Below are 20,949 nucleotides of genomic sequence, written 5' to 3' on the forward strand. Positions count from 1 at the left end.
AAACATACGAAACAACCTTATCAGACATAATATTCTAAAATTTCTTACTTGTTTATTTCCTCAACTATAGCCATATCATCGTATACTGAAAGTAAACTATAACACCCATGATAAACATTTATATTATAAAAGCCATCTATATCCATTTTTAACAATTCACAAATTATAGCTCTTATAGTTCCTCCATGAGCCACTATAGCTACTGTTTCTTCTGACTTTGACTTTTCATAAATAATTTTAATTACTTTAGATACCCTTAAATAAAATGAATTAAATCCTTCTCCTTTAGGAAATATAAAGTCCTTATAACTATTTAAAAACTTACTATATTCTTCACTATAACTTTCTGATATCTTTTTATAATTTAAGCCTTCCCATAAGCCAAAATCTATTTCTCTCAGTTCTTCTATATATTCTCTATTCTCTTTATCAAAGATAATCTCTGCACTTTCTTTAGCTCTCTTTAATGGTGAAACATAGACCTTATCTACTTTTATGTTTTTTAGCTTTTCTTTCACCTCTATGCACTGATCTTTACCTCTTTCACTTAAGCTTAAGTCAATTCTTCCTTGATAAATACCATCTTCATTTCCTTTAGTTTCTCCATGTCTAATAAGAATTAACTTCATAATAAACTCCTATTCTACCAACTCATATTCTTAAAACTGATAAATCACTTTAAAAGTTTAATATATTTAAATTTGCTACAAAGCATAATAAAACTATAGCTTCATTTAGTTCTATACTGGCCCCTAAAATATCTCCAGTTATTCCATCTATTTTTTTCTCTATATAATTTCTAAAGCCTATAGCAAATAATAAAGCTACAAAATAAGCTATAAGGCCCCTAACTTCACCTATCAAGGCGCTACTTATAAAACCTAATATAAGTGCTATAAAAAAGGTTCTTTTTGAAATCTTTCCTATAAACAAATCTCCTAAGCCTTCATGTTCTCTTGCATAACGTCTTTTATACATAAGAATAGTAACTACTGACCTCGCTATTATAGGTGAAAGAAGTATTGCTCTATACATACTATAATTACTTAAACTAGCTACACACGAAAATTTAAGCATTAAAATTACAATAAGCGCAATAACTCCAAAAGTTCCACTTCTACTGTCTTTCATTATCTCTAGAACTCTTTCTTTACTTCTACCTGAATATATCCCATCTACCGTATCACCAAGTCCATCTAAATGAAGACCTCCTGTAATAACAGTATGAACTATAATTAAAAGTACTGCTGAAACTTGCGCACTAAATATCTTAGAGAATAGATAAATAGTACATAAATCAATTACGCCTATAACAAATCCAACCAATGGAAAATACTTTACTGCATCAGCAAAATCTTCTCTATTAACTTCTAAGTTTATGTTTATTGGTATTCTAGTTAAAAACTGAAGTAACAAAATAAAATTTTTCATTATTTAATCTTCACTCCTATACCTGAAACCACCAAATATACTTCTTCACTTTCTCTTGCTAAGTATTGATTTACTCTTCCAGCTATATCTCTAAACTCCCTAGCAAGTCTATTTTCTGGAACTATACCAGCCCCTACTTCGTTTGTTATTAATACTACTTTGCTATTAACCTTCTTAAGCTCTTCCACAAGTGATTTCATTTCCTTCATAATATCTTTTTCTAACGTTACATAATCAATTTCTCTTTCTTCATCAAAATTTTCAAGCATTAAATTAGAAATCATTATGGTTATACATTCTAGGATAATTCCATCATACTTCTTATCACGCTTAGATATTTTTGCTCCTAAGTCTTTATATTCCTCTAAAGTATCCCAACTACTAGGTCTATCTTCTTGATGCTTTTTCACCCTACTCTTCATTTCATCATCAAAAGGAATAGATGTCGCTATATATAAAACATTATCTTTGTCTTTTAACAAACTTTCTCCAAAGCTTGATTTTCCACTTCTAGCTCCACCTGTAACAAGTATCATCTAAGTTTCACTCCAATCTATTAATATTTTGATATATATTAAAACACTGTTTTTCTATTAATCACAATCCCCATAAAAACTCAAGGCAAGCAACCTTTTAATTGTCTAATCTTTATAGTTTAATATTATTTATAGCTTTTAAAAACAACTCATTATTTCTTCTATCCTTAATAGCAAACCTAACATAAGTATCATCTAAGCCTCTAAAATTAGAAGCCTTCCTTATAACATATCCTTGCTTTAAGCATTCTTCATAAAGATCGGTACCTGTTACACCTTTAAGTTTTACAAGTATAAAATTACAATTAGTTTCATAAACTTCTTCTACAAAACTAAGAGTACTTAACTTATCTTTAAAGAATATCAACTCTTCATTTATCCATTTTTTAGTTTTAGCTATATATTTTTCATCATTAAATGAGCATATAGCTGCATGCTCTCCAAAAGTATTTACATTCCATGGGTTTTGGCTCTCACACATAAGCTTAATCATGTTTTTATTAGAACTTATTCCATAACCAAATCTAACACCTGGCATTCCAAAGAACTTTGTTATTGCTCTTACTATAAAAAGTGATTTATAAGTTTTTATAAGCTTAGTTAAGCTCTTGTTTTCACCCATAAACTCTACAAAAGCCTCATCAACTATTACTGATTTATTATTAGCTTCTGCATAGTCTAATATCTCTTTAAATCTATCTATATCAATCCTATTTCCTACTGGATTATTAGGATTTCCTAGTATCATACCATTACAATTTTTAAATTTTTCTAATATATCATCATACCCATATTCAAAATTATCATTTAGAAAAGAATATTCTACACTTTGGCACCATTTATGACCTAATTCTTCATATTCAATAAATGAAGGAACTACTATTAATAACTTGTTTATAGATCTTATAAATATTTCTAATACTTCTGATGCTCCATTACCTAAAAGTAATTCATCTTCTTCCAATGTAACTTTTTCATATTTGAAGTGATAATCTATTATGCTTTGTTTAAGTTTTCTATATTTATAATCTGGATACCTAACTGTAAGATTTAAAATATCATTTATGTTATTTTTAAAGCTTTCTGGTATTCCAAAAGGATTTATATTGGAACTGTAATCTATTAATGCTCTTTCTTTTAATAAACCTTCTGTATATATATCCCCACCATGCTTAGAAATCTTCATCATTCCTCCAAAAATCTTTATAATTTTCTACATCAACCTTAGCCTCTTCAAAGGTTGCCATATTATTAATAACAGCCGTCGCTGCTTCTATTATATTAAAAGCTAATGGGCATCCCGACCCTTCACCTAATCTCATATCTAAATTTAATATTGGTCTTAAATTAAGCTCATCAATTGCTATATTATATCCATTTTCTTTTGATACATGAGATGGAAACATAAACTCCCTAGCTAAAGAATTTAATCTATAAGCAATTAAAGCTGCAACTACTGATATAAAACCATCTACAACTATTGGCATTCTATAATATGCTGCTCCTAAATACATTCCTACAAGCGCTGCTATATCAAAGCCTCCTAGCTTATGTAATACATCAATCGGATCATTTTTATCTGGCTTATTTATAGCTATACTTCTTTTAATAACTTCTTTCTTTTTATTAAATTGCTCTAAAGTAAGTCCTGCTCCATACCCTACAGCTTCATCTATTTCACAATCTGTAAGTGCTATAAGAAGTGCTGAACTTGTTGTAGTATTTCCTATTCCCATTTCTCCAGTACCTAAAATCTTATAACCTTTGTCCTTAAGTTCTCTAACTAAATCAAAACCTATATCTATAGCTTTTATGGCTTCTTCTTTAGTCATAGCCTCTCCTTTAGCTATATTTGAAGTACCCATTCTTATTTTTCTAGAAAGAATGCTAGGTGAATCTATAATGCCCTTAACGCCAACATCTACAGCTATAACATCCGCTCCTTCATGCTTAGCAAGTACACATACTCCTGTAATTCCTCTTGAAAAATTAGTAGTTTGAGTATAGGTTACTATTTGTGGTGCTGATGCTATCCCCTCTTCACATACTCCATTATCAGAACACATTATAACTACTGCTTTTTTTTCTAACTTGTTATACATCTGTCCTGTTATGCCTGAAAGCTTTATAGCCATTTGTTCAAGATTACCTAAACTTCCAATAGGCTTAGCTAAATTATCAAGTCTTTCTTTTGCTTTTCTCATAATTTCTTTATCTAAGGGTTTTATTTCATTTAAAAAGAATAAATTGCTCATATTACCTCCATTGTTAGATCTAAACTTCTTAATTGGTTATCTATCACAACAAAAAATGACCAATTAGAGAATATATATCCTCCAAGTGGTCATAAAAATACTTATTTTACACATAAAAAAAGACCTTACTAAAAGGTCTTGATAAGCGTAACAAATAAACCATAACCATGGCTTTGAAGCATATCCTTTTTCCCTCCGAAAAATTATCTACAATTATCTTACGGCAGGTCTTCTGGCTTTGCTTCATCCTACTTCCTCACCTTCCCAAGAATACATCTCAGTGGTTAAATCAAGGTTTTGTCTGCATTACAGTAGCGGGGGCTGCAAAGGTCTTACACCTTTTTCCCTTTTAATTTCTTATATAAATAATTATATAAGAAGAACCTATAAGATATTATTCAATTTACTGCCTAATTATATACATACTTTTACCTATTAGTCAACATAAAAGTTGTTATAATTATATTTACTCACTCTAAAATATATTCTTCTAACATAGTATCTGCTAAAAAATTTATCTCTTCATGCATCCTATTTAATTCATTAAGCTCTCCACTTTTATACTCTATTACCTCTGCTGAAAGTTCATTAATTATCTTAAAAAATCTATCAAATTCTTCATTTGAAAATAATGTTAATTTATCATTTATAGGCTTTGGTAAATAGATATCATCTTCATATCCATCACCATAAATATTTTTTGCCTCCATATATTCGATTGTTGCCATAACAATAGTAGTTATTTCTTTTTTAGCAAATATTTTTTTATTCATCTGTTTCTCCTTAAAATAAGAATTCTTTACAGCAATATACGAAATTTTTTCATTACATCCTTCTAACTAATTCTAGTATCCTATGTTTTTGAGTTCTGATACAATCTCTACATATTTTTCGATTACGTCAAAGCCCTTATAGTCATCTCTTCTTAAATCTATAATATCTCCATGAGAAATTCCTCGATTATGGTTATTTTTAAGAACACCTTTAAATTCTCCCCATTTAGCCGAATTAATAGATACTAGTCCATCATTATCACCCTCAGTTAATTTTACTAGAATATATGGAATTGTTACTACATAATCACTAAACATATTATTTACTACTGTTGCATAGCTTTGATAATATACACCCTCTACATCTACTACTTCTTCATTAAACTTTTTACTATGATAAGTAGAAAATTCTCTACTTGCAGTATAAAAGTCTGGGTTTTCATCTCCTAAAAGTCTATAATACTTATTAAATATTTTTGCAATAGTCATATAAATTTTATCTGGTAATTTACAGGCAATATCAACAAATTTGCAACCTCTATGTGGCGAAGATATCATAGTTACTGAGGCTACATACTCTCCCATATCTAATTTACTAACCATATAACGTGCATCCAAACCACCCTTTGAATGAGCAATAATATTTACCTTTTTAGCTCCTGTCTCTTTAAGAATATCAAGAACCCTAGCTTTAAGATAATTAGCATTATACTCAACAGTTCCCCAACCTTCTTGATTTCCGTAATAAACAGTTGCTCCATTCTTAATTAACTCTTTAGGTATTCTCCCCCAATAATTAATATATTTTAAATCTCTAAATCCAACACCATGAACTAAAACTAGAGGATATCTTGTTTTGCATACTTCTGATTCAACACGCGCTTCATTCCTAATTAATTTACAGCTCTCATGGGCATATTCAACTTTTGCAATACTACACGCATAAAGTATTACAAAAATATTTATTATTGGAATAAAAGACATAACTGCCACTATATATCTTCTTACTATTTTAAGACGCTTTGAAGTACATAGAATTCTTATCATTCCATTTATAAGTAAAACACTGCTAGTGAATATAATAATAATAATATCTGTTATTATTATATTCCTAGGAATACTTATAGTTTGTACAATATTATTGTAGATTATATATAGTAACACCTGAATAAATGCTACATACAACCCATACAAAGCAATATATCTTCCACCTAACATTATTCTCAATCTAATATTAACAATTTGTTTTTTTGTATATGGAATTATATTTACTTTCAATAAAATATATAAAATAAAAAAAATTATTGTTACAAAAATAATATACCTGAAACTAACTTCATTTTGTCCAAACTTAGTATATTTGCTCAAAAAGTAATAACCCAAAATAACATGAGGTGCAAAAATAAAATATATACTCATAAAAACTTTATTTAATAAATTTATTCTTTTGATAGCATCCAAAAATGTGATACTAATTATTAATATCACTAATAAACTAGTCATTATAAATGTAAACATATATCAGTTCTCTCCTAATTAATCAGATATAAATATTATAAATCAATTATAATCCAACATTAATAATTTTTATACTTTTTTAAAATTTTTATATACATAAAAAATGTAGCTATAAATTATATAACTACATATCTTTTAATTCTATATCATCTTTTTAGAATTCTTATTATTTTTAAAAATCACATTCATCAACTGTATTGGTTAATTCAGACCATCTAGCTGATAGCAATTTTGCATAATCTAAATTAACTAATCCATAACACCCTAATGAATATCCATCATTAACTTCAATTAATAATGTTTCACCTTTATCTGTTACTCCAAAATCTATGGCATACCCATTTGGTGCAGACGTAAATTGTGTTACAGCATTTTCAATTACCTTATGGTCAAAATGCATTCTAAAATCACCTTTATATCTACGAATATCTAAAATCTTTCCATAGCGCACAAAACATCTCCATTCTGCAACAAAATTTACAACCTCTGAACACAATATATCCGTATCTTCTCCCCATGTACCGCAGCCAATTAAATCTTTAGCACTCTTAATAACAACTCCAGTAAATCTTTTCCCCTCTACAGGTTTTATAAATATATTCCACTTATCTGGATTGTTTTCTATCAAACTCAATTTCGACCTCCAAATCCGTCTTCCTAAAAAAGATTTAATTTCCTCAGGATAACTTATTTCTGGTACTATAACTCCATGTTTATAAAGAGTTTTTCTAACATCAGCAATATAACTAACAACTATATCTTCTGGATTATTATCATATACTTCGTCTATATTTTTAAAAAAAATTACTTCAAACCCCATTTGCTTAAAACCACAAAATGCAGCATAAATATTTTGATTAGCAATCTCATCATCAAAATTTTTCCTTATATATACTCTCATCTCTTCTCCCACTCTACACTGTATTTTTTAAATTAATATATCTTTTTTAATTATATCAGATAAAACCCTTTAATTTTAAAAATTAGTTAAAAACTACTATAAATTATAAGCTAGTATATAGTATATAGTTTATAGCTATTTTGCACCTAAATATAATCTCTAAATTACACCTTCTATCATTTTAAAAATATATCTCCTCTTGAATAAAACTCTGGATATCCTAAGCTTCTTTCTGTAATTAATCCCCCATGATAATCAGAACCACCAGTTATAATAAGATTATTCTGAATACAATACTCCTTTAATTTGTTTATAACATCCTTATTATGATGAGGATGTAAACACTCTATCCCTTTAACTCCCCAATTTTTAAAGTTTTCTAATGTTTCTTCAAGAGTAAATTTAGATTTACCATATCTAGGATGTGCAAGTATTGGAACCCCGCCTGCTTTTATTATCATTTCTATTACTTCTTTAGGGTGAGGAAAATCTGGATATTCTAACGCTCTTTCCCTTACAAATATCTTTGTGAAAAATTCATTTACGTTAGAACATAATCCTTTTTCCTTTAAAAAATTTAAAGTCTTCCATCCACCATTCATTGGATTATGCTCATATTGTAAATATTCCTCAAAATCTAAATCAAAACCATGCTCTATAAGCATTTTTATTGAATCATCATCTTTCTTTTCTAATAGATGTTCATTATTCTTTATTAAATCAATAAATTCTTTATGATTTTCGTCAAAGTTATACGCTAATATATGAAATACTTCTCCATCTAATAAACTAGATATCTCAACTCCTGGTATGAATATCTTACCATGTTCTTTAGCAAGTTTTCTTGTTTCTTCAATACTGCCTATAGTATCATGATCTGTAACTGCAAATATATCTATATTATTCTCTATTATTTGCTTTATTAACTCCTTAGGTGTTAATGTACCATCTGATGCTCTAGTATGCATATGCAAATCTGCTCTTAATTCTTTCAATATAACTTCACTCTCCTTGTCCTATGTTATATAATTATTTTATTTTCTCTATTTCAAGTAACTTTTTTTTAAGTTCTAGACCCCCAGCATAACCTGTAAGGGAACCATTCTTACCTATTACTCTATGACAAGGAATAAATATAGGAATTGGATTACGATTGTTAGCAAGCCCTACAGCTCTTGAGGCATTATGATTTCCTATTTCTGTAGCTATTTCTTTATAATTTCTTGTTTCACCATAAGGTATTTTGCAAAGACTTGACCACACTTTTTTCATAAATATTGTTCCATCTGGTTCTAGTGGCAATTCGAACTCTTTAACCGTTCCCTCAATATAACCATTTAATTGCCTTGCAGCCTCCTTTAATATAGGAGTTTCATTTACTTCAATATCTTTAGGTATTTTATCATTAGAAAAATATAAATTAGTAACTTTTCCATTCTTCTCAACTATACCAATTTTACCAATTTTTAATTTATAAAAAAATATGTACACGTTATATCACCTCTTTTTCTATATTTATAATTAAATTTCAAACTATTTTATTCATAATTTTTTCACTCTAAATTCACCATATATCTTTATATTAACCTAATTTAAACAATAAATGAATATTAGTTTTAAAAATATTATAGCAAAAAAACAGACTCAAGTTTATGCTTGCTGTCTGCTTTTTAATAAATAATTTTTTAAAATTAATCATATAATATTAATTTTTTTATTTTAGAATAGCAAATTAAAAATAATATATAAAGCTGAAGTTATGCTTGACGAATTTCCTGAACTATCTATTGCAACAGCCTTAAGTAAAGTGCTATTATTTATATTTATTGGTCCTTTATATAAATTACTGTTTATTGTAGGAGTACTTCCATCTAAAGTATAATAAATTGATACTCCTGATGTATTATTACTTAAAGTTATAGTTTGTGCCTTATTATATATACCAGTACCCTTACTTAATATTGGAGCTGATAATGGTTTAATTATATTGTATGCTGTAGTTAAAACTTGTGAAGTGTTTCCGTAGTAATCTACTGCTATAACTTTTAATGTACATGATGATGTTATATTTATATATCCAATATACGGTAAACTTTTTGTTGTTGGAGTACTTCCATCTAAAGTATAATAAGCCATTAATGGTTTTGAATAATTATCATAAAGTTTAACAAATAAAGGTGTCTTATAGGTACCAGCTACAATATTTGTAGTTGGTGTCGGAATTATAACAGATGTAGTAGTTATTTTATAAAGTTCACTAAGTACATCTGAAGATTTTCCATTGCTATCTACTGCAATAGCTTTTAATGTTTTTGTTGAACTTATTGTAATAGGTTTTGAATATAGATTACTTTTTACTGTAGGTATAGTTCCATCAAGTGTATAATATATAGAAACTCCTGATGTTCTATCGCTTAAGCTGACAATTTGATTTGTACTATATGTTCCACCTGGAACACTAGCAATTGGTTTTAAAGGTATAGTACTATTTATTATATATGTGTTGCTTAAAACACCTGAAGTATTTCCATTTGCATCTATCGCAACAGCCTTAAGTGTTTTCGTTGAATTTATTATAATAGGAGTTGTATATAAATTGCTTTTTACTGTAGGGGTTGTCCCATCAAGTGTATAATATATAGAAACTCCTGATGTTGAATCACTTAAAGTTATAGTTTGGGCTGAAGTATAGATTCCAGCAGCTACATTTACATTTGGTACATTAGGTAAACTAACTGTTGTTCCATTATTAGGTGCTTGTATTAAACCATATCCATAAAATGAATCTCTTCCTTGCACACCTAAATCTACTATGTTACTATCTAATAATTGTCTTAACTGAACATTCGTATAGTTTGGATACTTTTGTTTTAATAAAGCCAAATCTCCAGATACAAAAGGTGTTGCCATAGATGTACCACTCATTTGCACATAACCACCATTTAAATAAGTGCTTGCTACATTAACACCTGGTGCACTTACTTCCACTTTACTTCCTGTAGAAGAAAAACTAGCTCTTGTATTGCTTGAATCTACTGCCCCAACTGCAATAACAGAAGAATAGTTTGCTGGATAATTGACATTAGTTCCAGTACCACTCGAATTTCCATCGTTACCTGCTGCAGCCACAACTAATATTCCTTTGCTATAAGCTGTATCCACAGCATTTTGCAATGACACATCAGATTCACTTGAACCAAGACTCATAGATACTATATCCATCTTGTTTTGAATTGCCCAATCTATACCTGCTATTATATCAGAAGTATAACCACTACCTGATGAATCAAGAGCTTTTACAGCATATATAGATGAATCTGGAGCTACACCTTTAACTCCACCATTTACACCTTTGCCTCCAATAATACCAGCAACATGTGTACCATGTCCATTATCATCAGCATATGAAGTTGCCGCCCCGCTTATTACATTTACTCCTCCTGCTATTGATAAATCAGAATGTGATGCTACTCCAGTATCTATAACTCCTATTTTTACACCTTTCCCTGTCAATCCTGATTCCCATGAAGCTGGAGCCTTTATATCACTAACTCCCCAATTACTTACCGTAGTTGCTGCCACTTTTACTACATGATCTTTTTCAACATAGGCTATATTAGGATCCTTTTGTAATTTTACAACATCTTGGGGTTTTACATCCGCTACTGCTGTGTTAACATTCTTAAACTGCTTTTTCAATTTTCCATTATAATTTGAAACAACCTGATTAGCATTTGCATTGCTATTTTTAAATTTAACTATATATCTTTGAGAGTTATTGTTATTATTAGTTTTCTGTACAGTAGTACTTGCAAAGGTTGTCCAACTTACTGAAGAAGTTATAAGCATAGTAATCATAAGAATACTACTAATCCTTTTTAATTTCATTTAATCTCACCTTCTGTCAATTATAATATTTTATCATTTGTATTTTGGTATTTTTAACATAATATATATATCATCTTATAACTACTACCATCCCCTTTGGATCAAATTACTAAATTTTCTTACAATTTAATTATATCCTAACATAAATTATTTTTCTACATTTTTATTGCTAAAATACATCTTTTTCTAGTCATATATATTATTAAATTAAACTTTTTATTAAAATTATTTTTATTTCTTTAAACACCTTCAATTCCTTCTAGCATTTCTTCTGCATATTCAACTATAATAATACACCCTTAAAAAATCCTTACTTTTAAAGTACTCTATTCTCCCTTTAATTTTTATATTTTACTAATATATCGATTATGTTTTTGTAAAACTTTATTATAATTTATATACTATTAAACATAATTTTTTTTAAAAAATTCATTCTTAATAAGCTTTAAAAAATTGTATTAAAATAACGTATCTAATAAAGTTATTAGTTAGTTAAATAAAAAATCACAAACTATATTACGAGCTTAATTACAATATATATATCTATTAGCAAACATTAGCTCCTTTTAATATATAAAGGAAAAGAACTATAACAAAATTTAGTTTTGATATAGCTCTTTGCATTTGAAGATTAAATATTATTTATACCTAACCATAGTATCAACATCTAAATCTCCTCCAGATATTTGATGCCAATAAGCAACATCGGCTGCCATTAACCTTAAAACTTTACCAAAACAAATATTTTCAACTATTTCTTCTGTGCCAAGAGAATAATTCAAAGATATCCATTTATCTCTTACTTTATTCCATGCATTATCAGTATCCTAGTTCTATAAATTTTTGAATGTAAGGTTATTCTTTAAATATATAAATAAAAAAGCTCCTCAAAATGGCTTATTACCAAATCATGAAGCTTTTAATATCATATGTTCATACTCTTATTTCTCTAGAATTCTTTATATATAGTCTCCTCACCTTCTAAAATATCTATATTTATCACTCCTATAGGAACATAACTTTCTCTTGTTTTATTTATTAAAAAGTAATTCTTTATAAGAAACTTCTAAAGAAACAAACTTTATCTTTGCATTATCTGCCATACACAAGCAAATTAGTTTTTGCCTATTTTCTTTTCTTAAGTTAGCAACATTCCAAATAAAGCTCTCTTTATTCCTTAAAAGTTCCTTTGCCATCTCAAATGCAACTTTTCCTACCTTCCAAAAATTTTTATTAGGTATTACTTCAAGTTCCTACCTTATATCATCTAGTAATATTACTTTTAAATTTTTTATTTTCTCCCTTATATAGGTATCCTTTGCATTAATAGTAAACTAATAATGATTATAACTTCAAATCGTCTATTATTAAAAACCTTAACTCCACGATAAATCTTATTTCCGTCAAATATATAAAGCCTATCCTTTTACACTAATGTTAATCTAGTATAATTTTTTTTGCCTCTTTTAATTATAGCAATTCCATCCTTAAAGTCATCTTTAGTTAATACTTCTTTAACATCACTAACCTTTTTATCATTTAAAGTAAGACCGTTTTGAGTTATTAATCTTCTAGCCTCTGCTTTGGAAGGAACAATAGCAGTTTCAACTAATACATCTATTATTAAAGCTCCTAATTTGTCTTTATTTACTTCAACAGTAGGAACATTACTCATATCAGAACCACCTTCAAATAAGGCTTCCGAAGCAATAACCGCTTTATTTGCTTCTTCTTCACCATGGATAAGTTTAGTTACTTCAAATGCTAATACTTTCTTAGCCTCATTTATTTGTGAACCTTCCACAGAACATAATTTGTTAATTTTATCTGTTTCTACAAACGTTAAAAGCTTTAAACATTTTTCAACATCTGCATCCCCAACATTTCTCCAATATTGATAGAATTCAAATGGAGATACCTTTTCAGCATCCAACCATAAAGCGCCACCAACAGTTTTTCCCATCTTTTCGCCTTCACTATTAGTTAATAAAGTACATGTCATAGCATAAACATTTTTTTGTCTTTTCCTTCTTATTAAATCAACACCTGCAATCATGTTTGACCATTGATCATCCCCACCTAATTCCATCTTGCAATCGTAAGTATCATTTAAAACTAAAAAATCATATGCTTGCATTAACATATAGTTAAACTCTAAGAATGATAACCCTCTTTCTAGTGCAAATCTTTTCTTGAAGCAATCAGCTGCTAACATTTTATTTACTGTAAAGTGTATACCAACTTCTCTTAGAAAATCAATATAGTTTACACCTCTTAGCCAATCAGCATTATTAACCATTATCGCTTTTTCATCTGAAAAGTCTATAAACTTTTCCATTTGACTCTTTATCGAATTAACATTTTGTTTAATTTGCTCATCATTTAACATTTGTCTCATATCAGTTTTACCACTTGGGTCACCAATTGTTACTGTTCCTCCACCAAGTAATACTATTGGTTTATGACCAGCTCTTTGCATATGTGCCATAAACATCAATGCTATAAAATGACCTATGTGTAAACTATCAGCCGTTGGATCAAATCCTATATAGAAAGTTATTTTCTCCTTTTCAAGTAATTCTCTTGTCTCAGCTTCATGTGTAAATTGTTTAATATATCCACGTTCTATTAATGTATCTAATACATTACTCATTATAAATACCTCCTCAAATTTTGAATAAAATACTAATATTTTAATTATTTGCTCAATATAAAAATTATATGTATACCAAAAAAACTATTATTTAGTTTTTCCTAAAAAATGTATATTAAGTATTTAACAGCAGTCTAGTATATAATAAAAATTTGATAAAAATTTCGTAAATTAATTTTATTATTAAAATAAAATTAATCATCTATAAATAAAAAATAAAGAATATTCAAAAAAGTTAACTTTTTTATATTATTTTAATAATATATTTTTTAAAAATAATTCATTTAAAATTTAAAACCCATTGACGAAATTTGTAGAAAATTGTAGAATCACATTACAGAAAAAAATTTTTTTCAAATTCATTAAACTTTCAGCTGAATCCTTTACATTTATAGTTAATTTTTTTAAAAGCCTAAATCACAATGTTTTAATTATTTAATAATTTTAAGATTTCATAGTATTTTTTTAAAATTATTGAATTATTAAATAAATTTTTTAAATCATTAAAAAATACAATAAACAGGAGGAATTATACATGGAAAACGGAAAGAAAAAACTTACACTATTTCAATTAATAGGTATAAGTATAGCCTTCTACGGAAGTGTTAGAAGTGTTCCAACATTGGCCGTTGTAGGTTGGCAACAAATTTTCTTTATGATTGGTGCCGCAATTTTATTTGCAATTCCAATATCCTTAATTTCTGCAGAGCTTGCAACAGGATGGCCTGAAGAAGGTGGTTCTCAAGTTTGGGTTAAAGAAGCTCTAGGAGATAAATATGGATTCGTAACATCATGGTTATTATGGGTTCAATTATTCTTTGGAATGGTAATGGTTAGTTCAACAGTAGGTGTTCTATTAGGTTACGTAATTGGAAGACCAGATTTAGCTCAAAATAATATTTTCGTATTCGCAATAATAATAATTTCTTATTGGACTGTAACATTATTAAACTTAAAATATGATATGGACAAGGTTGTTGGATCAATCGGTTCAGTTGTTGGTATATATATACCATTCGTTGCATTAGTAGGTTTAGGCTTATGGTGGACTGCAAAGCATGGTTTAGTGAATCTTGGAACATTAAATTGGGATACAGCTATACCAAGTTTATCATCAGTAAACAAACTTTCAATATTCTCAGGAATAATATTTATATTCGCTGGATTAGAAATAGCATCTGTACATGCTAACAATATAGAAAATCCTAAGAAAAACTATCCAATATCAGTTTTCGTATCAATGGGACTTCTTATAATATTCAACCTTGTAGCAGGTTTAACAGAAGCAAATGCAATACCAGCAGATAAAATACAATTATCAAATATAACTCAACCATTTGAAATATATTTTAATGAATTAGGTTTACCTTGGTTAACAAATGTTATTTCAGCTATGATAGCTATAGGTGTTCTTGCACAACTTAGTGCTTGGGTACTAGGACCTTCAAAAGCAATGATAAAAGTTGCAGAAGATGGTAATTTACCTCCAGTATTCCAAAAGAGAACTGAACGTGGAGTTCCAATAACTTTCGTATTAATACAAGCTATAGTAGTTTCTTTAGTTGCAGTATTATATGTTGTTATACCAGATGTAAATAGTAGTTTCTTCATGATATTAATATTAACAACAATTTTATATTGTGTAGTTTACCTATTAATAATAGTATCAGCAATAGTTTTAAAATATAAGAGACCAGACGTTAAAAGAGAGTTCACAATTCCAGGTGGAAACTTAGGAATGTGGATAACTTCTATACTTGCTTTAGTTGGTACTATAATAACAATTGCAGTTAGTTTAATACCACCAGAAAATACAAATCCAACAGTATATTTAGCAGTTCAAATTGTTGGAACAATGGTGTGTGTAGTATCTCCATTAATAATATTCAAATTAAGAAAACCATCATGGAAGAAAAGTTCAGAAGATAAAGTTGCATAATTTAGTTATATTGGAATTTATTAAAACTAAATAATTATAAGAATGCTAACGATAATAAAAATAATTAAAGTGATTAAGGAGAGATTTAAACATGGAAAAAAATATGGATTTAAAAGCTTTATTCTTAGGACCTAAATCAGAAAATAAAGATATTTTTGAACAAAACCTTAAAATGTTATTCGAAGATCACAGCCAATGGAGAAAGAACTACCATCCAGAAGACGATACTATAATAAAACCAAATGATAGATCATCAGAAAACTTTATAGCTACTAGAAACAGAATGGAACAAGTTCTTACTGAACTTTCATCAAAATTAAGAGCTGGATCAGTTCCATGGCATTCACCAAGATTCCAAGGACACATGAACTCAGAAACTTTAGTTCCTGCAATACTAGGATACTTTGCAGCAACATTATATAACGGAAATAACGTTGCTTACGAATCTTCACCAGCTACATCAGAAATGGAAGAAGAAGTAGGAGCAGATTTCTGTAAATTAATGAGCTATAAAGCAGGAGAATCATGGGGACATATCTGTGCTGACGGTTCAATAGCAAACTTAGAAGGTATGTGGTATGCTAGAAACTTAGCTTCATTACCATTAGCTGTAAAAGAAGTAGCTCCTGAATTAGTAGAAGGAAAAACTGAATGGGAATTATTAAATATGTCAGTTGACCAAATACTAGATTTAACAGATAAAGTTCCAGAAAAATTAGATGAATTAAAAGCTAAATCAGCTAGAGCTGGTGCAGACAAAATATCAAAAATAGGAAAATGGTTAGTTCCACAAACTAAACACTATTCATGGTTAAAAGCTGCTGATATATTAGGAATCGGATTAGATAACGTTATAGCAGTAGAAGTTGGCGACAACTATAGAATGAGCATGGATGCTTTAAGAAGAACAATAGATGAATTAACAGCTAAACAAATACCAGTACTAGGAGTTGTTGGTGTTGTTGGATCAACTGAAGAAGGTGCAGTAGACGACCTACACAAAATACTTGAAGTTAAAGCTGAATATGCTGCTAAAGGTATAAACTTCTACTTCCATGTAGATGCTGCTTACGGCGGATATGCAAGAGCTATATTCTTAGATGAAGAATACAACTTCATACCTCAAGAAGAATTACACGCTAAATATTTAGAATATGGTGTATTCGAAAATGCTGAAACTCAATGGCCATCAACTGATACCTATGAAGCATTTAAAGCTATGAGCCAAGCTGATACTATAACAATAGATCCACACAAAATGGGATATATTCCATACTCAGCAGGTGGTATAGTTATAAGAGATAAGAGAATGAGAGATTTCATTTCTTACTTCGCGACATACGTATTCGAACAAGGAATGGACATCCCTGCACTACTTGGCGCATTCATATTAGAAGGATCAAAAGCTGGTGCTACAGCTGCTTCAGTTTGGACAGCACACAGAGCATTACCTTTAAATATAACTGGTTACGGAAAACTAATAGGAGCTTCTGTTGAAGGTGCATACAACCTATACACTAGATTCAGAGATCATGGAAGATATGTAATCGGAGACAAAGTAATTATACTACACCCACTAGTTAGACCTGACTTCAACATGGTTGACTTCGTATTCAACTATGAAGGAAATACAGATTTAGCAGTAATGAATGACTTAAACCACCAATTCTATGAAGAAGCTTCATATGTTAGAAATGGTTTATACGCAAATGACTTCATAACTTCACACACAGATTTTGCTGTAGAAGATTATGGTCACAGTCCACTAAACTTTGTATTAAGTTGTGGTCCAGACAAAGAACAATGGTTAAAAGAACAAAAAGTTACTATCTTAAGAGCATGTGTATTATCACCATACTTAAACAACAAAGAAGTATTTGCTGAATACATGGATAAGATAGATGTAGCAATAACTAAGAAGTTAGAAAATATCCTATTAAAATAATCCTATATACTATTAAGTTAATAAAATCAGTTTTTTAAAAAGAAAGCTATGAATTAGATAATTCATAGCTTTTCTTTTAATTTTATATGATTTTTCTAAATTTATTTATTTAAAAATCACAGTATTATTTTATCTTCTACATTGTCTTAATCTATATAATTTTTCACAATATTTTTAATAACTTGTCCTATTCTCCATATTTTTTTACATATTTCACCTGTATATTTATATTTGGATGCTTTTCACAAAATTGATTAATTACAGAATAGCAGCTTGGACACGGTTCCCATTTACTATATAAAATAAGTTCTCCTTCATTCTTCAGTTTTTTATCTTGTATTTGTTTATGTATTTCTTCAAATATCTTCTTTTCACTATCATTAACTCTATCATACCCAATTCCTAACTTACCTAACTTATTAACTTTACTACTTTTAAAAACTGCTTTTTCTACTGGTGGTGCACTACAAAAATTGCTTATCTCATTACTTCCACTAATTGCTCTAAATTCATTATTATCATACATCGCTACTGCTATATTTATAGAGTCCTGTAAAGTTTTGCTTTGATTTATTTTAAATGTTGCTTTTTCATTTTCATACACCTTCATATATTTATTTATATTTTTTATTAAACGTTGCATTCTTGGTATATTGCTATTTAAATATTCATGATACTCCACAGTACCTTTCTTTGATTTAATGTATTCATAATTTATTTTTTTAGGTATTTGTATACTCATTGTTTTAACTTTAGTTTTCTTATTATAGCTTTCTTTTACATTTTCATTTTTGATGAGAACCATTTTTTTCAATAATTCAATATCTTTTGAATAAAGATATTCCTTATCTATTTCTTTTTCTAATTCTATTAATCTAACTTTATCTTCTTCACTTATTATCTCAGATATTTTACTTGCTGTTTCTTCTATTATCTTCATCATATTTCCAATATTATCTTGAAAGCTAGCCTCTCGCTCATACTCAATTCTATCTATAATTATTTTATTTATTGCACTTATTTTCTCACATAATTTTTTATGTTGATTTTCAAACAATATTAAATTTTTAATATAATCAATTAAAAATTTAATATTATTTGCTTTATAAGTAATCTCGGGTTCACTAATATATGTATATAAACTCTCTATTATACTACTATCCACTTCAAAGTTTTTTGCAATTTCTTCTTTTAAAATTTTTTCATCAAATTCATTTATTTTATATCCTTCTTTTTTTAATGCCTCCTTAAAATCATCTAAATTGCTAATTTTTATTCTTTCTTTTTTTCTCTTTTTTAACGAATTATCTTCTAATATCACATTCACCCCATTATTTTTATTAATTTTTAACACAATACACTTTTAAACTGAACTAAATGTTCATATGTCAATTCAGATTATTTGGTTAGATTGCATTTTATCTTTGTAATTTTTATCAATACCGCAATCATCTTCAATAAATTCATTCATTTTATTTTTGAATCATCAATTAAATTTCAATTATTCATTATATCATCTTCTCCATTTTAATTTCTACCCATTAATCTAAATATCGTAATTTAAAATAAAACTACATTAATATACAAATATTAATTAAGAGCTTTTGAAAGATTTTTTTAGCTTCTATTACCATTGAATGTCTTACCTTTTTTACATAATTTATTATTAAAAAATTTCCATAACAAAAAACCCACCTTTCTATAAATTTTATAGAAAAGTGAGCCACTTTCTTATTAACTACTAAATACTTTAATAGTTTCTATTTTTCTTAAATAAACTTTAAATTTTCTATAAGCCTATCCTCTCCTAAAAAGCTTTGTTCAAATACAGATTTTGCATTGTCTATATACTCATTTGGCTCTATCATTGCAGGACTAAAATGCGTCAATAAAAGTTTTTTAACTTCACCTTTTTTAGCTAATGTAGCTGCTTCTCTAAATGTCATATGTTTATTTTTAATAGCTTTTTCAATATCTAAATCATCACCATACGTTCCTTCACAAATAAACAAATCACTGTCTTTAATAAAATTAACACTCTCTTCAGTAGGTCTTGAATCTGTAATTAAACTTAATTTAATCCCTCTTCTTGACTCTCCAAGCACCATATCACAAAAATATTTAGTTCCTTCAAACTCTACATCCTCACCCTTTTGTAGATATCTCCATATTTTTTTAGGCACACTATTTGCTATAGCTTTATCTACATCAAATTTTCTTTCTCTATTAAAATAAAAACTATACCCTATACATGGACTTGAGTGGTCTACTTCTAATGTACTTAAATTTATTTCACCCTTATTTTCTTTAATTTCTAATGTTTCTTTATCAATATTTAAAAATAAGTTCTTAGGATTTTCAATAACATTAACTTCATAAGGTAAATATTCTGCAATCACCCTTAGACCATCAACTACTCTCTTAATCCCTTTTGGTCCTATAATTGTTAAAGGCTCAGTTCTACCACTATTACCAATAGTAGCTAAAAGACCTGGTAATCCTACTGTATGATCTCCATGACTATGAGTTATACAAATAACATCAATAGTCTTAAATCCCCAGCCAACCATTCTCATAGATACTTGAGTTCCTTCTCCACAATCTACTAAAATTTTTCTTCCTTTATAATTAATTAAACTTGCAGATAGACTTCTAAAATGCATAGGCATTCCTCCACCACAGCCTAAAAGACATATATCTACCATTTTTATCACTCCAAACTCTATAACTTTATCTTAGACATATCAAGAAAAATAATAGATATATAAGTTCCAATAAAGATTATTCAAAAAATTAAATTTACTTTCACTCATAATTTATCATAAGTGAAAATCTAAATTTTAATTTAGTTATTTGAACTTACTCATACGAATGTAAATGAGTAGGAGTTTCATATTATTAAGTCTTTTATGGAACTTATAGAATCAAATTAAATAGTATATATGATTCTAATTAGCTATTTTTAACTAAAAATGTTTAGTTGTTATTATTTCTTAATAAATTTGTTTTTTATGTAGAATATTAATTAGAACATATATACAAAAATAATTAAATATATTTATCTAATGTTTTCAAAAATATGTCTTATACTTAATATAACCAAGTATCTA

Annotated in this window: 18 protein-coding genes and 1 riboswitch; of the genes, 2 read left to right on the forward strand and 16 right to left on the reverse strand. The window is 28.2% G+C overall.

Features of this window, described 5'->3' with window-relative positions; all coding sequences use genetic code 11:
• Positions 1-44: 44 nt before the first annotated feature.
• The 14 genes from cobC to tyrS all read right to left on the reverse strand — a co-directional run bounded on the left by cobC (position 45) and on the right by tyrS (position 13,955).
• A complete protein-coding gene (gene cobC, locus BUB01_RS19585; protein WP_072992314.1) occupies positions 45-629 on the reverse strand; it encodes an alpha-ribazole phosphatase in 585 nt (194 codons plus the stop codon).
• 49 nt (positions 630-678) lie between these two features.
• The gene (cobS, locus tag BUB01_RS19590; RefSeq protein ID WP_072992317.1) at positions 679-1,431 is read right to left on the reverse strand and encodes an adenosylcobinamide-GDP ribazoletransferase; all 753 of its coding nucleotides are present in this window, start codon (positions 1,429-1,431) and stop codon (positions 679-681) included.
• Positions 1,431-1,967 carry a bifunctional adenosylcobinamide kinase/adenosylcobinamide-phosphate guanylyltransferase gene (gene cobU, locus BUB01_RS19595; RefSeq protein ID WP_072992320.1) on the reverse strand — a complete coding sequence of 179 codons (537 nt, stop codon included), beginning with the start codon at positions 1,965-1,967 and terminating at the stop codon, positions 1,431-1,433. Before cobU ends, cobS begins: the two co-directional genes overlap by 1 nt.
• A 112-nt stretch (positions 1,968-2,079) precedes the next feature.
• A complete protein-coding gene (locus BUB01_RS19600; protein WP_072992322.1) occupies positions 2,080-3,153 on the reverse strand; it encodes a pyridoxal phosphate-dependent aminotransferase in 1,074 nt (357 codons plus the stop codon).
• The gene (gene cobT / locus BUB01_RS19605; protein ID WP_072992325.1) at positions 3,140-4,222 is read right to left on the reverse strand and encodes a nicotinate-nucleotide--dimethylbenzimidazole phosphoribosyltransferase; all 1,083 of its coding nucleotides are present in this window, start codon (positions 4,220-4,222) and stop codon (positions 3,140-3,142) included. The genes BUB01_RS19600 and cobT overlap by 14 nt, the downstream gene beginning before the upstream one ends.
• A 205-nt stretch (positions 4,223-4,427) precedes the next feature.
• A riboswitch (cobalamin riboswitch) is annotated at positions 4,428-4,626 on the reverse strand.
• A 66-nt stretch (positions 4,627-4,692) separates the two neighbouring features.
• A complete protein-coding gene (locus tag BUB01_RS19610) occupies positions 4,693-4,995 on the reverse strand; it encodes a hypothetical protein (RefSeq protein ID WP_072992327.1) in 303 nt (100 codons plus the stop codon).
• Positions 4,996-5,067: 72 nt separating this feature from the next.
• Positions 5,068-6,513 carry an esterase/lipase family protein gene (locus BUB01_RS19615; protein WP_072992330.1) on the reverse strand — a complete coding sequence of 482 codons (1,446 nt, stop codon included), beginning with the start codon at positions 6,511-6,513 and terminating at the stop codon, positions 5,068-5,070.
• A 172-nt stretch (positions 6,514-6,685) separates the two neighbouring features.
• A complete protein-coding gene (locus BUB01_RS19620; RefSeq protein WP_072992334.1) occupies positions 6,686-7,414 on the reverse strand; it encodes an ATP-grasp domain-containing protein in 729 nt (242 codons plus the stop codon).
• 176 nt (positions 7,415-7,590) lie between these two features.
• Positions 7,591-8,409: a PHP domain-containing protein gene (locus tag BUB01_RS19625; protein ID WP_143152540.1), complete on the reverse strand. Its 819-nt coding sequence runs from the start codon at positions 8,407-8,409 to the stop codon at positions 7,591-7,593.
• A gap of 34 nt (positions 8,410-8,443) precedes the next feature.
• On the reverse strand, positions 8,444-8,905 hold the full coding sequence (locus BUB01_RS19630; protein WP_072992337.1) for a methylated-DNA--[protein]-cysteine S-methyltransferase: 462 nt from the start codon (positions 8,903-8,905) through the stop codon (positions 8,444-8,446).
• A gap of 228 nt (positions 8,906-9,133) precedes the next feature.
• Positions 9,134-11,302, reverse strand: a complete 2,169-nt coding sequence (locus BUB01_RS23750; RefSeq protein WP_072992340.1) for a chitobiase/beta-hexosaminidase C-terminal domain-containing protein — start codon at positions 11,300-11,302, stop codon at positions 9,134-9,136.
• 638 nt (positions 11,303-11,940) lie between these two features.
• Positions 11,941-12,084, reverse strand: coding sequence for a hypothetical protein (locus BUB01_RS23340; RefSeq protein ID WP_159433279.1), 144 nt, complete (start codon positions 12,082-12,084; stop codon positions 11,941-11,943).
• Positions 12,085-12,333: 249 nt separating this feature from the next.
• Positions 12,334-12,498 (reverse strand): hypothetical protein, encoded by a 165-nt coding sequence (locus BUB01_RS23345; RefSeq protein ID WP_159433280.1) that lies wholly within the window; start codon positions 12,496-12,498, stop codon positions 12,334-12,336.
• A gap of 230 nt (positions 12,499-12,728) precedes the next feature.
• Positions 12,729-13,955: a tyrosine--tRNA ligase gene (gene tyrS / locus BUB01_RS19640; RefSeq protein WP_072992344.1), complete on the reverse strand. Its 1,227-nt coding sequence runs from the start codon at positions 13,953-13,955 to the stop codon at positions 12,729-12,731.
• Between the two features lie 535 nt (positions 13,956-14,490).
• Between tyrS and tyrP the strand changes: the two genes are divergently transcribed.
• Complete coding sequence (tyrP, locus tag BUB01_RS19645; RefSeq protein WP_072992347.1) at positions 14,491-15,894, forward strand: tyrosine-tyramine antiporter; 1,404 nt, start codon at positions 14,491-14,493, stop codon at positions 15,892-15,894.
• Between the two features lie 91 nt (positions 15,895-15,985).
• A complete protein-coding gene (gene tdc, locus BUB01_RS19650; protein ID WP_072992351.1) occupies positions 15,986-17,839 on the forward strand; it encodes a tyrosine decarboxylase in 1,854 nt (617 codons plus the stop codon).
• Positions 17,840-18,026: 187 nt separating this feature from the next.
• Here tdc and BUB01_RS19655 read toward each other — a convergent pair whose 3' ends face one another.
• Positions 18,027-19,160, reverse strand: a complete 1,134-nt coding sequence (locus BUB01_RS19655; protein WP_143152541.1) for a deaminase domain-containing protein — start codon at positions 19,158-19,160, stop codon at positions 18,027-18,029.
• A gap of 448 nt (positions 19,161-19,608) precedes the next feature.
• Positions 19,609-20,544 (reverse strand): ribonuclease Z, encoded by a 936-nt coding sequence (locus BUB01_RS19660; RefSeq protein ID WP_072992354.1) that lies wholly within the window; start codon positions 20,542-20,544, stop codon positions 19,609-19,611.
• Between the last annotated feature and the right edge of the window lie 405 nt (positions 20,545-20,949).

The sequence above is a fragment of the Clostridium cavendishii DSM 21758 genome, assembly GCF_900141845.1.
GTDB lineage: Bacteria > Bacillota > Clostridia > Clostridiales > Clostridiaceae > Clostridium_AG > Clostridium_AG cavendishii.